Origin of the sequence: Geodermatophilus chilensis, from assembly GCF_002802985.1 — a bacterium.
GTDB lineage: Bacteria > Actinomycetota > Actinomycetes > Mycobacteriales > Geodermatophilaceae > Geodermatophilus > Geodermatophilus chilensis.
The window spans coordinates 1-12312 of the sequence record NZ_NVPT01000152.1; the positions used below are offsets into that span (position 1 = coordinate 1).

Genomic DNA, 12312 nt, shown 5'->3' on the forward strand with positions numbered 1-12312 from the left:
AGAGGTGTATAAGGGACAGGCCCCGCCGCTCCCGAGCTCGCGACGGGTCCCTGCGGCGGGGCCGGGCTCGGGACGGGGCCAAGGGGCAGGCGGCTCGGGCAGCTGCGCGGTGTAGCCGGTCTTCTCCACCGTCGCGATGAGGTCGTCGGGCGTGACGTCGCCGCTGAAGGTGACCTTCGCCTTCTCGGTGGCGTAGTTCACCGTCGCCGTGACGCCCTCGAGCCGGTTGAGCTTCTTCTCGATGCGCGCGGCGCACGAGGCGCAGGTCATCCCGCCGCTGGCCAGCTCGACCTGGTTCTCGCCGGCCGCGGCCGAGGGGTTCGTGTGCTGTGTCGCGGAGCTCATCGTCGTCCTCCGAGCGTGCTCGCCGTGGTCAGGAAGTGGGCGTCAGCCGTGGGCGTGGCCGGTGTCGCCGTGCCCGCCCGCGCCCGCGGGGGCATCGCTGCCGGTGGCTGCGGCGTCGGTGTCGCCGGCGCGGACGGTGAACTCGGCGGTGCGCACCACGTCGCCGTGCCAGAAGTCCAGGAACAGCCGGTAGGTCCCGGCCGAGGGAGCGGTGGCGGCGAAGGTGATGTCCGGGCCCGGTGCGGTGGTGCCGTCGCCGGGCTCACCGGCCGGATGGACGTGCAGGTAGGCCAGGTCGCCGTCGCGCAGCGCGACCAGGTGCCCGTACGCGGCGAGGTAGGGCTGCAGGTCGGTGACCGGCTGCCCGTCCCGGCTGACCGACAGGGTCAGCTGCGACTCCGTACCAGGGGTCAGCTGCCCGTCGAGGGTGACGACGTACCCGTCGACCTCGGCGGTGCGTGAGGGCTCGGGCAACGGCTGCGGGGCGTGCTCGCCGGCGACCGCGACGTCGGCGCCCAGGACGAGCGCCGGGTCGTCGCCGGCGGGGTCGAAGTCGGTGAACAGACGCCAGGTGCCGGGGGCCAGCTCCAGCGGGATCGACCAGGCGCCGTCGGCGGCCAGGTCCGGGTGCACGTGCTGGTAGCCGGTCAGGTCCCGCCGCACGGCGATGAGGTGGAGGTCCTCGTCGTGGGCGGTGTCGTAGGCGGTGAGCGGATGCCCGTCCGGCCCGAGGATCCGGAAGGACACGGGGGTGGCCGTCCCGGCCGGCAGCTGGCCGGCCACGTCGAGGGTGTAGCCGTCCTGGGAGATCTGCAGGCCACCGGGCAAGTGGGTGCCCGCGGCGGATCCCCGCTGTGCGCTGGTGTCCATCGGGGACTCCGGGTGCGACTGGGTGTGGGAAGCAGTGTCCCGGGTGGCCGGGCCGACGGGGCCGACTGCGGAACCGATGGCAGCGGCCGCCCCGAAGACGGCGACCAGCCCGAGCGTGTAGGCGCCGAGCCTGGCGGGGGTGTTCATCGAGGTCTCCTCCTGCGGACGACCCGGAACGGGCGGATCGGGTGGGGACGGACCGGTTGCGGACGGTCCAGGGTGCGGGTCAGGACCGGACGAGGCGCGGGCGATCGCCTCGCACTCAGGCGGGCACGACCTCGTAGCCGGCCTCGTGGACCGCAGCGACGACCGCGTCGGCGGGCACCGGCGGGTCGGCCTCGACGGTCACCCGGCCGGCGGCCACGTCGACCCGCACACCGGTGACACCCGGGATCTTCGAGACCTCCTCGGTCACCGCGCCGGCGCAGTGGCCGCAGGTCATGCCGTGAACGGCGTGGTGGGTGGTGCTCACGGGCGCTCTCCTCTCCGAACGGGGGAGGTACCCCCTGGTGGTATGCGGTACAAGGTTTACCCCCAGGGGGTACTTCCCGCAAGAGGCTGTGTCCCCCGTCGCACTGTGCGCCGCTTCCCGCCACCTGGTGCTCACCGCCGGCGGCGGCGGCCCGCCCCGCCGCGGGGTGAGATGGTCCTCGGCGGCCGGCCGGCCGCCCCGTGCCCCCAACTGGCCGGGTCCGGCTGCGCCGGGCCCTGGGCCCGGCGCAGCGTCCGGCGGGCTCGTAGCCTCGACGGGGTGGGGACGGCGGCGCGGGGCTGGGCGGCGGTGCTGCTGCTCGCTGCGGTCTTCCTCGGCCACGGGCTGCAGTGCGGGTCGCCGGCCGGCGGCGCGGCGCACGGCGCCCATGATTCCGACACCCCAGCGGTGCTGGTCACGCTCCCTGCCACTGACGCTCACCTGACCCCGTCCGCGGCGGGCCACGGCTCCGAGGCGTCGGTGATGGCCCCACTGGTCGCCCATCACGACGCCGCCCCGACCACCACTGTGGGCAGCACACCAGGGCACTGGCACGGCCTGCCCGGTCACCTCTGGGCCATCTGCCTTGCGGTGCTCGCCGCTGGCTTGGCGGTCCTGCTCATCCTCGCCGCACGCCGGCTGCTGCGGCCGGCACCGTCGGCCCCGTTGCCGGCGTGGCTGCGCGGGCTGTCCTGGCCCGCCCCGCTGCGGCCGCCGGATCCGTTCTCCCTCTGCGTCCTACGGACGTAGGCCGACCGCCCGACCGTCCCGCTCCGGCACAGCTGCCGCGGCGGCGGTCCATGCACGCCTACATCCAGCAACGACCGCAGGAGATCCCACAGATGAACCGCACCACCGCACGCTCCACCGTCCTGACCGGCGCCCTGCTCGCCGGCGCCCTCGCCCTCGCCGGTTGCTCCGGCGACGGCGGCCACGAGGGCATGTCGGGCATGTCCGGCAGTTCCTCGGCAAGCGCGTCGGCCGGGGCCTCCGACGCCGCGGCGCAGTTCAACGACGCCGATGTCACCTTCGCGCAGGGCATGCTGCCCCACCACCAGCAGGCCGTGGAGATGTCGCAGCTGGCCGCCGACCGGGCCGCCGACCCCCGGGTCGAGGACCTCGCTGCCCGCATCGAAGCCGCCCAGGCCCCCGAGATCGAGACGCTGTCCGGGTGGCTGGAGGCCTGGGGCGCCGAGGCCACCGACTCCTCCGGCACCGGCCACGGGAGCATGGGCCACGGCGACATGGGCGGGATGATGACCGCCGAGGACATGGCGGCCCTGGCCGAGGCGTCCGGGGCCTCGTTCGACCGCCTGTTCCTGGAGCAGATGACCGCCCACCACCGCGGGGCGGTGCAGATGGCCGAGACCGAGATCGCCGAGGGCGAGAACCCCGACGCGATCGCGATGGCCCAGACCATCCGCGACACGCAGAACGACGAGATCGCCGAGATGGAGCAGCTGCTGACCGAGCTCGGCGGCTGAGCCGGACCCCGCGGCGGGTGGGCCCCGTGCCCGCCCGCCGCGGGGCGTCCACCGCCACCTCGCGCAGCCTCGGAGGCCCGACGTGCTCCTGCCCCGTTCCACTCCCCTGTCCAGCCGTCGGCTCGAGCGGTCGCCGTCGCCGGCGTCGCGACCGCTGCGCTGGCCGGCTGCTCGAGCGCCGAGCCGGCACCGACGGCCGACCCGTCGACGTCCGCCGCACCTGCACTGGAGCTCACCCACGTGCACGGCGCCGCCTACGACCCTGGCGACGGCACCCTGCTGCTGGCCACCCACCACGGCCTGCTCGAGGTCAGCGACGGCGCGCTGACCCAGGTGGGTCCGGTGCTCGACCTCATGGGCTTCACCGTCGCCGGCCCCGACCACTACCTCGCCTCGGGCCACCCCGGCCTGCACGTCGACCTGCCCCAGCCGGTCGGGCTCATCGAGACCACCGACGGCGGACGCACCTGGACGCCGGTGTCCCGGCAGGGGCAGTCGGACTTCCACGCCCTGACGGTCAGCGACGCCGGAGTCCTCGGCTACGACGGGTCGCTGGTCGCCAGCACCGACGGCCAGGCGTGGGAACGGCGGCAGATCCCGGCCGAACCGCACACGCTGGCCGCCAGCCCGGACGGCGGCCAGGTACTGGCGACCACCGCGCAGGGACTCCTGCGCTCGGCCGACGGCGGCGCCTCCTGGACGCCCGCCGCCGGTGCACCGCTGCTGCAGGTGGTCACCTGGGCCGGCGACGGCCGCACGGTGGTCGGCGTCGACCCGGCCGGCACGCTGTGGACCAGCACCGACGCCGCCGACACCTGGCAGGAGGGGCCACGACTGGGGTCTCCGCCGCATGCCGTGGCCGCGGCCGACGACGGGCCGCGGATCGCCGTGGTCACCGCCGAGGGCGTCCTCGAGTCGGCCGACGGCGGGCGCACGTTCACCGACGTGCTGAGCGACTGATCCGCCCGGCGTCGCGCCCCCGCCTCACCGGGTGGCGCGCCGGAGTCCCGGCGCCACCGGTCAGCGCAGGGGGCTCGCGCGGTCAGCCCGGCGGGCGCAAGCCGGCCAGGGTGACCCCCACCAGGCGCTCCCGCGCGGGAGCATCGCGCTGGCCGGCCGCGGCGGACAACGCGGCCAGGGCGTAGCCGGCCAGCTCGCCGACCGGCACGTCAGCGCGCACGCAGCCGGCGCGGACGCCCGCGGCCAGCAGGCCGGCGAGGAACTCCCCCAGCTGCGCATGCGCCCGGCCGACGTGCTCGCCGCCGTGCAGCGACACCGCCATCAGTGAGCCGTCGTGCTGGCCGATCGAGGAGGCGTAGGCGCGCAACACGGCCTCCAGGCGGGCCCAGGCACCGCCGCCCGCCCCGTCGGCGGCCGTCACCACCTGCTCGAGGTGGCGGCCGACCTGCCGCTGGTGCCAGGCGCGCAGCACCGCGTCGAGGTCGGGGAAGTACTTGTACAGCGTTGCCCGGCCGATGCCGGCGCGCTCGGCCAGCTGCGACATCGCGATCCCGGCCAGGCCGCGCTCGGCGACGAGGGCAGCGGTGGCGTCCAGGACGGCGTCGCGGACGGCATGCCGGTGGTCGGCGATCGTCTCCGTCCACAGTCGCGGCACCGGTCCATCATACGAGCGAGACGGCGCGCCTATGGGTACATACAATTTGTCTCCATCGAGGGTCGGGTGACCACCCGGCCGCAGGCAGGAGGAGGACGTGACCGATCCGACCAGCGACCCGGCGTCGGGCCCCGGGCCTTCGAGCGGCACGCCGCGCTGGGTGAAGGTCCTCGGCGTGCTGCTGCTGGTGCTCGTCGTGCTGATCGCGGTGCTGCACGCCACGGGCAACAGCCCGGGCGGTCCGGGCGACCACCTCGGCCTGGCGGCCGGTGTCTCCGGGCACGACGAGCCGGCCGCGGTGCCGTGGTGAGAGGTGCGGTGATGCCGCCCGGCGTGCGGCGGTGGGCGCTGACCGCCCACGTCGTGACGTCGGTGGGCTGGTTGGGTGCGGTGGCGGCATTCCTCGCCCTGGCTGTCGCCGGGCTGGCCGGGCAGGATCCGGCAGCGGTCCGCGGTGCCTACGTCGGCGCACAGGTGGTCACCGAGGCAGTCATCGTGCCACTGTGCCTGGCCTCGCTGGTCAGCGGCGTGGCGCAGTCGCTGGGCACGCAGTGGGGCCTGCTGCGCCACTGGTGGGTGGCGATCAAGCTCGGGCTCACCGTCGCGGCCACCGCGCTGCTGCTCCTGCACACGCAGCCGATCGGGCACCTCGGCGAGCTCGCCTCCACCGGGGCGGCCTTCGGTGCGGAGACCGGCCGGATGCAGGTGCAGTTGCTCGTCGACGCCGCCGCCGCGCTCGTCGTGCTGGTCGGCGCCACCGCGCTCGCGGTCGTCAAGCCCCGCGGTCTCACAACCCTCGGTCGCCGCCCGGCCTAACTGCCACCGGCGCCGCCACGACGACGGGAGCTCGCCACCTGGTACTCGCTCGACCCGCTCGTGCCCCCGAGAGTCAGGGCTGCCAGAGCTCGCAGCGCCGGCGCGGCACCCGTGCGTCCCACCGGTTGCTCCTCCGCCTCCACCGGGTGTCCGGACCATCCCACGGGCGACGACTGGGGAGGACGACGCCGGCGTCCCCGTGGCGGCCGGCGTCCTGCGGACCGCAGGCCGGCGCTCTACTTCAGGAGGCTGCGGGCGATCACCATGCGCTGCACCTGGTTGGTGCCCTCGTAGATCTGGGTGGTCCTCGATCCCAGCACCGCTTCCCTCCCCTGACCTACACGTTCGTTGGTCGCCGTCTCACAGCCGTCACGTACGGGGTGCCACTCGGCGCCCGCCGGGACCGCTGCGTGCCGGGCGACTGCGCATCGGATGGCTGCCCCGCACGGGTCCGGTCATGGCCAACACCATCAACGGGATCCCCGCCGACGAACCGGCCTGGAACACCCAGCAGGCCGCCCGCTACCTCAACGTCAGCGAGCGGCACATCCGCAACCTCCGGAAGAAGGACGCCTCCTTCCCCACCCCCCGCCTGGTCGGCCGCAAGCCGCGCTGGCCGGCCGACGCCGTGCCGCGCTGGGTCGCCGACGGCGGCTCCGCCCCGGCGGGGCGCAAGGGAGGCAACCGTGTCCGCTAGCAAGAAGATCACCCTTCGCCGCGACGGCGACCCGGTCCGGATCTACCCCGACGGCCGCCTCGCCTACTGGACCGGCGGAAAGCCCGGCCAGGGCACCCGTGAGTGGGAGCGGCACGGCACCCGGGAGAACGCCGAGGCCCGTGCGGCAGAGCTGCGCGACCAGTTCGCCCGCGGCCCAGTGCTGATCGGGCCCAAGAGCGGGAGGACGCTCAAGGGGCTGGTGCAGGACATGATCGACACCATGCGGGCGGAGAAGCGCCCGGACGGCACGATCGCGGCCTACAAGTCCGACTGGAACACGCACATCGCCGACCAGATCGGCTCGGTGCGCTGCCGGGAGGGTCGGCGCCGTCGGAGCAAGGGCGGCCGGAAGGAGTAGCGGAAGCCGCCCCCGGCTGGGGCTCGCGGCTGACCAGTCGGTGTCCGGCGTCGACGCCGGTGCGAGGTGCGTTCGGCAGGCCGGGGAAACCTGCAAACCCCGCCTGCTTGGCTCAGCTCACACGACGGACGTACCGAACCCGCTGGCGCCCAGCCACGCTCGCAGCCAGATCATCAGCGCGTCCCACCACCCGGTGACGAGCAGGATCCCCAGCAGGATGAGCAGCGCGCCCCCGGCCCGCATGACGGTCGGGGCGTGGCGGCGGGCGAGGGCGGAGAAGGTCAGGGTACGGCGGGCGCCGAGGGCGACCAAGACGAAGGGGATGCCCAGGCCCAGGCAGTAGGCGGCGGCGAGGACGGCGCCGCGGCCGGCTGAGGCCTGGGTGTAGGCCAGCGTGTTGACCGCGGCCAGGGTCGGGCCGAGGCAGGGGGTCCACCCGAGGCCGAACACGACGCCGAGCAGCGGAGCGCCGGCCAGCCCGGCCGGGGGCCGGCGGTGGATGCGGCGTTCACGCATCAGCCACGGCATGGCGCCGAGGAAGGACAGCCCCATGCCGATGACCACGACGCCCGCGACCCGGGTGAGCACCGGGGACCACTCCAGCAGCAGCCGGCCGAGCCCGCCGAAGAGAGCGCCGAAGGAGACGAAGACGGCGCTGAAGCCGGCGATGAACAGCAGCGATCCGGCCAGCACCCGGCCGCGGCCGGCAGCGGGCGGTGAGGTCGCGGCCGTGGACCCCGGGGTCACCTCCGCGCAGGAGCTGGTCGATGGCGCGGGAGGACCGTCGGCCGCCGCCACCCGGGGCCGGCCGGCGGTGGCCCCCGACCCGGCGAGGCCGGCGACGTAGCTGACGTAGCCGGGGATCAGCGGCAGGCAGCAGGGCGAGGCGAAGCTGATCAGCCCGACCAGCGCGGCCACGGCGACGGCCAGCAGCAGCGAGCCGTCGGTGACGATGCCGGCGAAGGTGGCCCCGAGGTCGCTCACGCCCGGTCCTCGGCCAGCAGGAGCTCGACGGCGGTGCGCAGGTCCGCACCGCGGACCTGGCCGGTGTAGACGGCGGCCACCCACCCGTCGCGGTCGAGCAGGATCGTGGAGGGCACGACGTTGGCCGGGAAGCCGCGGAAGGCCAACGGGACCTCACCGCGCGGGTCGAAGACCGACGGGTAGGCCACCCCGAGCTCCTCGATGAAGGCGGTCGCCAGCTGCCGCTGGTCCTTGACGTCGATGCCGAGGAACTGCACGCCGCGGTCGGCGACCTCGGCGTGCACGGCCTGGAACTCCGGGGTCTCCACCCGGCAGGGCACGCACCACGACCCCCAGAAGTTGATGACGGCGATGTCTCCGGCCAGGGAGGAGGAGTCGAACGGGCTGCCGTCGAGCAGCTCACCGGAGAAGGCCGGCGCCGGTGCCCGCCGGTCCTCGGCGATCACCGTCGCCGTCGGCGTGGGGCCGGTGAACTCATACTCCCGGGGAGGCCCGGCGGCGCCGTCCCGGCCGGTGGAGCAGCCGGCGAGCGCGCCGGCGGCCGCTCCGGCGGCCAGCAGCAGGGCTCGGCGGCTGAACGGCCGGCTCATCGACGTCCCCGCGGTGGGACCGCCGTGGCCGGGCCCGAACGCCTGCGGCGGCAGGCTGTGCGACAGAGCTGCTCCCTCACCACGCCCCTACTATGACAGGTAGGAGCACTGGTCTACTATCGGGCATAGTGGCGCCGCCGGGGCGCCCCGTACCCGTGGAGGGCCGATGTCGGACCTGCTCTACCTGCCGGTGCTGCTGGCCTGCCCGGTCGGCATGGGAGCGATGATGTGGATGATGAGCCGCGGCCACGGATCGCGGCCGCAGGCGGCCGAGGACAAGCAGGCCGAGCTCGCCGGCCTGCGGGCCGAGATCGACCAGCTGCGCGCCGAGCGCTCCGGCGCCGGCGGCGCCCCGAGGCCGGTCGAGCCGAGCCGGTGAGCGGATGGCTGCTACCGGCCCTGGTCCTGACCGTGGCCCTGACCGCCACCTATCTGTGCTGCCTGCGGCCTCTGCGCAGCGGTGCCTGCCACGGCCGCCCGGCCGGAACCTCGGCGGCCGCAGAGGACCTGGACCGGCGGCTGCGCCAGGCCCGCGCTGAGCGGGACCGGCTGCGGGCTCAGTAGCCGAGCCCGCCGCCGGGGCGCCGGGAGTTCCGCCACCTGGGGTGAGAGCCCGACCGGGCGTGGACGATCGTGGTGGCCACCACGATCGCCGGATTCGTCGGCGGCAAGCTGTACTTCCTGGCCGAGCACGCGGCAACCTCTGCTGATCGGGTTGACCCAGTCGCAGCTGTGGTCGGCCCTGCTCATCGTGGTCGGCGCGGCCCTGCTGGTGATCGCCTCACTGCGAGGCCCCCGTTCGGCTCCGGCGACCGGATAACCCCTGCGGCGGCGCGGGCAGGGCGGGCTCGTCCACTACCTGCGGTAGTACTGTGGCCGGAAGTCCTGCCGCGGTCGGCGGATTGTCCGTGTGACACGGCGCGGCAACTCGGGCGCGCGCTGGCGCGGCGGAACGGATGTGGAGGTGGCGGTGCGGCCCTTCGGCGAGCTGGAAGCCGCGGTCATGGAGGTGCTGTGGCGGCGCGAGGGCCCGGCGACGGTCCGCGAGGTCCTCGAGGAGCTGAACACCACCCGCTCGCTGGCCTACACCACGGTGATGACGGTCTGCTCGAACCTGGTGGGCAAGGGTGCGCTCCAGCGGGAGATGGCGGGGCGGGGCTGGCGGTACAGCCCCACCCGCACCCGGGCCGAGCACTCGGCGGCACTGCTGCGCGACGTGCTCGGCGCGGCCGGGGACCGCGACGAGGTGCTCATGCACTTCGTCGCCGACCTCGATCCCGACGCCGTCGCGAGTCTGCACAGCGCGGTCGAGGCCGCCCGGCGGGCGAAGAACGCATGAGCACCGCGATCGGGCTGCTGGCCTTCGCCGCGGTCCTGGCGGTGCTGGCGCCCCGGGTCATCGGCGCCGGCTGGTCGGGCCGGTCTCCGCGGCTGGCGCTCACCGCGTGGCTGGCCGCCTCGGCCGGGCTCCTGGTCTCCGTGGTGCTCGCCGGGCTGACGCTGCTGGTCCCCGCGACAGCGGTCAGCGAGGGCCTGGCCGCGATCCTGGACGCCTGCGCGGCGACGATCGCCGGCGTCTACCGCTCACCCGGGCAGCTGGCCGCCGTAATCACCGGCGTCGCCCTCAGCGCGGGCACGCTGCTGCGCCTGGGCTGGGTGGCAGCCCTCAGCGGGCTGCACACCCGGCGGGAACGCCACCGGATGCGCGCGGCGATCCTGGCCGGCACCCGCCCCGAGCCGTCCCTGGGCGCGGCGATCCTCGACTCCGACCGGCCGGCTGCGTTCTGCCTGCCCGGGCGTCGCCGCAGCGTCGTGGTGACCACCGCCGCCCTCGCGGCCCTCTCCGGAGAGGAGCTCGCCGCCGTACTGGCCCACGAGCGAGCCCACCTGCGCGGCCGCCACCACATGGCCGTGGGCGCCACTCGCATCCTCGACCGGGCCTTCCCCGGTGTGCCGCTGTTCTCCCGGGGCCGAGCGGAGATCGAGCGGCTGATCGAGCTGCTGGCCGACGACGCCGCCGCGCGGCGGGTGGACCGGGTCGAGGTCGCCTCCGCGCTGGTCACCCTCGCCGGCATGCGCGCCCCGGCCGCCGCGCTGCCGGCCGCCCAGGGCGCCGGCGCGGTCCGGGTGACCCGGCTGCTGCGACCGGCCGACCCCGTCGGCCCGCTGTCCCGCATGGCCGGGGCGGCCGCCGCGGTCACGGTGGTGGCCGGGCCGGTGGCGCTGGCCGCGTGGCCGCTGGCCTCGGCGATGGCCAGCGGCCTGTGCCTGCTGCCAGGGGCCGACTGGACCTGACCCGCCTCCGCCCAACGGGCTACTATGGGCGGTAGTAAGTACTGTCCGGCCCTGGGGAACTGATGCTGCCGTCCGTCCTGCCCACCGACTCGACCCGTTCGACCCGTCCTTCCTCCGGTCTGCGGGGCCGTGGTCCCCGGCGGCGTGGAGCCCTCGGGGCAGCCGTGGCCGGCGCGCTGGTCCTCGCCGGCTGCGGCGCCGATGACGAGGCTGCCGCCGGTGAGACGGGCAGCCACGAGGACGGTGCCGCCCACGCCTCCGGCGAGGAGGTCACCCTGGAGCACGTGCACGGCCTGGGCGTCGACCCGGCCGACGACACCCTCTACGCCGGCACCCACTACGGGTTGGTACGCATCTCCGGCGACGGCGAGCTGACCCGCACCGCCGACCGGGTACAGGACTTCATGGGCTTCACCGTCGTCGGCCCCCAGCACTACCTGGCCAGCGGCCATCCCGGCGCCGGGCAGGACGGCCCGGCCAACCTCGGCCTGATCGAGACCACCGACGGCGGTCAGACATGGAGGACGCTCTCGCTGGCCGGCGAGGCCGACTTCCACGCCCTGGACGCCGCCGACGGGATGGTCTACGGCTACAGCGGTGGGCGGTTGTTGGTCAGCGAGGACGGCGAGGAATGGGCCGACCGGGGCGGGATGCGGATCGCCGACCTGGCCGTGGACCCGGCTGACCCGCAGCGGGTGCTGGCCACCACCGAGTGCGGCCTGATGGTCAGCGAGGACGCCGGGGTGAGCTTCACCGCGGTCCCGGAGGCACCGCTGCTGGTGCTGGTCGACATCGCCGCCGACGGGGGGCAGGCCGCCGGCGTCGTCCCCGGCGGCACCGTCCACACCAGCACCGACGGCGGCCGGACCTGGGCCGAGCGCGGGAACGTCGGCGGCGCGCCGGAGGCGCTGACCGTCGATGGGAACGAGGTCCACGTCGCCGTGGACGGCGCGGTCCTGGCCTCGACCGACGGCGGGGCGACCTTCACCGAGCTCTACCGCGGGCAGTGATGCCCGCGCGGCTGGCCGGCGGGGTCCTCGTGGCGGCCCTGCTGGCCGGCTGCGCCACCGGGCAGCCGAGCGCCCCGACCCGGGAGCCGGCGACCGGGGAGGCGGGCCTGGTCGCGCCGACCTGCGAGCAGCTGCCCGAGCAGCCCACGGTGGTGGGCGCGGACGGCCTGCCGACACTCACCCTGCCCTGCCTGGGCCCGGGCCCCGACGTGCCCCTGGACCGGCTCACCGGCCGGCCGGCGCTGGTCAACCTGTGGGCCACCTGGTGCGGCCCCTGCCGGGAGGAGATACCCCTGCTGCACGACGCCCACGTCCGCCACAGCGAGCAGATCCGCTTCCTCGGCGTCGACGTGCAGGACGATCCCGAAGCCGCCCGCTGGTTCCTGGCCGAGCTGGGCATCGGCTATCCGCACGCGGTCGACGCCGACGGGGAGCTGCTGCGCGAGCTCGGGGCCCGCGGGCTACCGGTCACCCTCGCCGTGGACGCCGACGGCCGCATCGTGGACCGGGTCATGGGACAGCTGACCTCCGAGGAGCTGCAGCGGCTGATCGACACGCTGCTGCCGTCGGACGCGCCCGGCGGATCCTGAGAGCCCACCGGCCCGGCGCTTCAGCGGCGTCGGGGCTGCCACGGCCAGACAGCGGGGGCTGCACGGCTAGGGCGTGTCTGGCGGATCTTGGTTGGCGGGGGTCCGCAGCCAGATCTTGATCGAGGCGACGTCGATGGTGCCCCGGAAGACGAACTCGCGCTTGTC

General features: G+C 75.0%; 20 protein-coding genes. 13 read left to right on the forward strand and 7 right to left on the reverse strand.

The features are described 5' to 3' along the window. From CNO22_RS21005 to CNO22_RS21015, 3 genes are all read right to left on the reverse strand, one after another. A partial coding sequence (locus CNO22_RS21005; RefSeq protein WP_198588487.1) for a cation transporter occupies positions 1–345 on the reverse strand: 345 nt, incomplete at its 3' end. A 42-nt stretch (positions 346–387) separates the two neighbouring features. Further along, a complete protein-coding gene (locus CNO22_RS21010; protein ID WP_100501203.1) occupies positions 388–1362 on the reverse strand; it encodes a hypothetical protein in 975 nt (324 codons plus the stop codon). Positions 1363–1477: 115 nt separating this feature from the next. Continuing rightward, positions 1478–1687 (reverse strand): heavy-metal-associated domain-containing protein, encoded by a 210-nt coding sequence (locus tag CNO22_RS21015; RefSeq protein ID WP_100501204.1) that lies wholly within the window; start codon positions 1685–1687, stop codon positions 1478–1480. 279 nt (positions 1688–1966) lie between these two features. Here CNO22_RS21015 and CNO22_RS21020 point away from each other — a divergent pair, with 279 nt between their 5' ends. The 3 genes from CNO22_RS21020 to CNO22_RS21030 all read left to right on the forward strand — a co-directional run bounded on the left by CNO22_RS21020 (position 1967) and on the right by CNO22_RS21030 (position 4131). Further along, a complete protein-coding gene (locus CNO22_RS21020; RefSeq protein WP_100501205.1) occupies positions 1967–2437 on the forward strand; it encodes a hypothetical protein in 471 nt (156 codons plus the stop codon). 92 nt (positions 2438–2529) lie between these two features. Continuing rightward, positions 2530–3171: a DUF305 domain-containing protein gene (locus CNO22_RS21025; protein WP_100501206.1), complete on the forward strand. Its 642-nt coding sequence runs from the start codon at positions 2530–2532 to the stop codon at positions 3169–3171. Positions 3172–3411: 240 nt separating this feature from the next. Further along, positions 3412–4131, forward strand: a complete 720-nt coding sequence (locus tag CNO22_RS21030) for a F510_1955 family glycosylhydrolase (RefSeq protein WP_232807224.1) — start codon at positions 3412–3414, stop codon at positions 4129–4131. An 82-nt stretch (positions 4132–4213) separates the two neighbouring features. Here CNO22_RS21030 and CNO22_RS21035 read toward each other — a convergent pair whose 3' ends face one another. After that, positions 4214–4786, reverse strand: a complete 573-nt coding sequence (locus CNO22_RS21035) for a TetR/AcrR family transcriptional regulator (protein WP_100501207.1) — start codon at positions 4784–4786, stop codon at positions 4214–4216. 97 nt (positions 4787–4883) lie between these two features. Here CNO22_RS21035 and CNO22_RS21040 point away from each other — a divergent pair, with 97 nt between their 5' ends. Together CNO22_RS21040 and CNO22_RS21045 are read left to right on the forward strand one after the other, a co-directional pair. Then, entirely contained in the window at positions 4884–5096 is a 213-nt protein-coding gene (locus CNO22_RS21040; RefSeq protein ID WP_100501208.1) for a hypothetical protein, read from the forward strand. Positions 5097–5107: 11 nt separating this feature from the next. After that, positions 5108–5602: a hypothetical protein gene (locus CNO22_RS21045; RefSeq protein WP_100501209.1), complete on the forward strand. Its 495-nt coding sequence runs from the start codon at positions 5108–5110 to the stop codon at positions 5600–5602. A gap of 236 nt (positions 5603–5838) precedes the next feature. Here CNO22_RS21045 and CNO22_RS30185 read toward each other — a convergent pair whose 3' ends face one another. Further along, positions 5839–5922, reverse strand: coding sequence for an acyl-CoA dehydrogenase family protein (locus tag CNO22_RS30185; RefSeq protein ID WP_269799614.1), 84 nt, complete (start codon positions 5920–5922; stop codon positions 5839–5841). 137 nt (positions 5923–6059) lie between these two features. Here CNO22_RS30185 and CNO22_RS21050 point away from each other — a divergent pair, with 137 nt between their 5' ends. Continuing rightward, complete coding sequence (locus CNO22_RS21050; protein ID WP_100501210.1) at positions 6060–6299, forward strand: helix-turn-helix transcriptional regulator; 240 nt, start codon at positions 6060–6062, stop codon at positions 6297–6299. After that, positions 6289–6678 (forward strand): hypothetical protein, encoded by a 390-nt coding sequence (locus CNO22_RS21055; protein ID WP_100501211.1) that lies wholly within the window; start codon positions 6289–6291, stop codon positions 6676–6678. The genes CNO22_RS21050 and CNO22_RS21055 overlap by 11 nt, the downstream gene beginning before the upstream one ends. 117 nt (positions 6679–6795) lie before the next feature. On the opposite strand, the gene CNO22_RS21060 is transcribed toward CNO22_RS21055, so the two are convergent. Next, complete coding sequence (locus CNO22_RS21060) at positions 6796–7662, reverse strand: cytochrome c biogenesis CcdA family protein (protein ID WP_100501212.1); 867 nt, start codon at positions 7660–7662, stop codon at positions 6796–6798. After that, on the reverse strand, positions 7659–8252 hold the full coding sequence (locus CNO22_RS21065; RefSeq protein WP_100501213.1) for a TlpA family protein disulfide reductase: 594 nt from the start codon (positions 8250–8252) through the stop codon (positions 7659–7661). Before CNO22_RS21065 ends, CNO22_RS21060 begins: the two co-directional genes overlap by 4 nt. Positions 8253–8418: 166 nt before the next feature. On the opposite strand from CNO22_RS21065, the gene CNO22_RS21070 reads away from it, so the two are divergent. The 6 genes from CNO22_RS21070 to CNO22_RS21095 all read left to right on the forward strand — a co-directional run bounded on the left by CNO22_RS21070 (position 8419) and on the right by CNO22_RS21095 (position 12147). Then, positions 8419–8631, forward strand: a complete 213-nt coding sequence (locus CNO22_RS21070; RefSeq protein WP_100501214.1) for a hypothetical protein — start codon at positions 8419–8421, stop codon at positions 8629–8631. Next, positions 8628–8816: a hypothetical protein gene (locus CNO22_RS21075; protein WP_100501215.1), complete on the forward strand. Its 189-nt coding sequence runs from the start codon at positions 8628–8630 to the stop codon at positions 8814–8816. Before CNO22_RS21070 ends, CNO22_RS21075 begins: the two co-directional genes overlap by 4 nt. 400 nt (positions 8817–9216) lie before the next feature. Further along, complete coding sequence (locus tag CNO22_RS21080; RefSeq protein ID WP_100501218.1) at positions 9217–9591, forward strand: BlaI/MecI/CopY family transcriptional regulator; 375 nt, start codon at positions 9217–9219, stop codon at positions 9589–9591. After that, entirely contained in the window at positions 9588–10547 is a 960-nt protein-coding gene (locus CNO22_RS21085) for a M56 family metallopeptidase (RefSeq protein WP_100501216.1), read from the forward strand. The genes CNO22_RS21080 and CNO22_RS21085 overlap by 4 nt, the downstream gene beginning before the upstream one ends. Positions 10548–10711: 164 nt before the next feature. After that, the gene (locus CNO22_RS21090) at positions 10712–11557 is read left to right on the forward strand and encodes a F510_1955 family glycosylhydrolase (protein ID WP_198588488.1); all 846 of its coding nucleotides are present in this window, start codon (positions 10712–10714) and stop codon (positions 11555–11557) included. Then, the gene (locus CNO22_RS21095; protein ID WP_100501220.1) at positions 11557–12147 is read left to right on the forward strand and encodes a TlpA family protein disulfide reductase; all 591 of its coding nucleotides are present in this window, start codon (positions 11557–11559) and stop codon (positions 12145–12147) included. The genes CNO22_RS21090 and CNO22_RS21095 overlap by 1 nt, the downstream gene beginning before the upstream one ends. Positions 12148–12312: the final 165 nt, after the last annotated feature.

Excerpts from the sequence above, each read along its gene's own strand:
- CNO22_RS21010 (WP_100501203.1), bottom strand. The coding sequence starts at position 1,362 with ATGAACACCCCCGCCAGGCTCGGCGCCTACACGCTCGGGCTGGTCGCC.
- CNO22_RS21025 (WP_100501206.1), top strand. The coding sequence starts at position 2,530 with ATGAACCGCACCACCGCACGCTCCACCGTCCTGACCGGCGCCCTGCTC.
- CNO22_RS21045 (WP_100501209.1), top strand. The coding sequence starts at position 5,108 with ATGCCGCCCGGCGTGCGGCGGTGGGCGCTGACCGCCCACGTCGTGACG.
- CNO22_RS21050 (WP_100501210.1), top strand. The coding sequence starts at position 6,060 with ATGGCCAACACCATCAACGGGATCCCCGCCGACGAACCGGCCTGGAAC.
- CNO22_RS21065 (WP_100501213.1), bottom strand. The coding sequence starts at position 8,252 with ATGAGCCGGCCGTTCAGCCGCCGAGCCCTGCTGCTGGCCGCCGGAGCG.
- CNO22_RS21070 (WP_100501214.1), top strand. The coding sequence starts at position 8,419 with ATGTCGGACCTGCTCTACCTGCCGGTGCTGCTGGCCTGCCCGGTCGGC.
- CNO22_RS21085 (WP_100501216.1), top strand. The coding sequence starts at position 9,588 with ATGAGCACCGCGATCGGGCTGCTGGCCTTCGCCGCGGTCCTGGCGGTG.
- CNO22_RS21095 (WP_100501220.1), top strand. The coding sequence starts at position 11,557 with ATGCCCGCGCGGCTGGCCGGCGGGGTCCTCGTGGCGGCCCTGCTGGCC.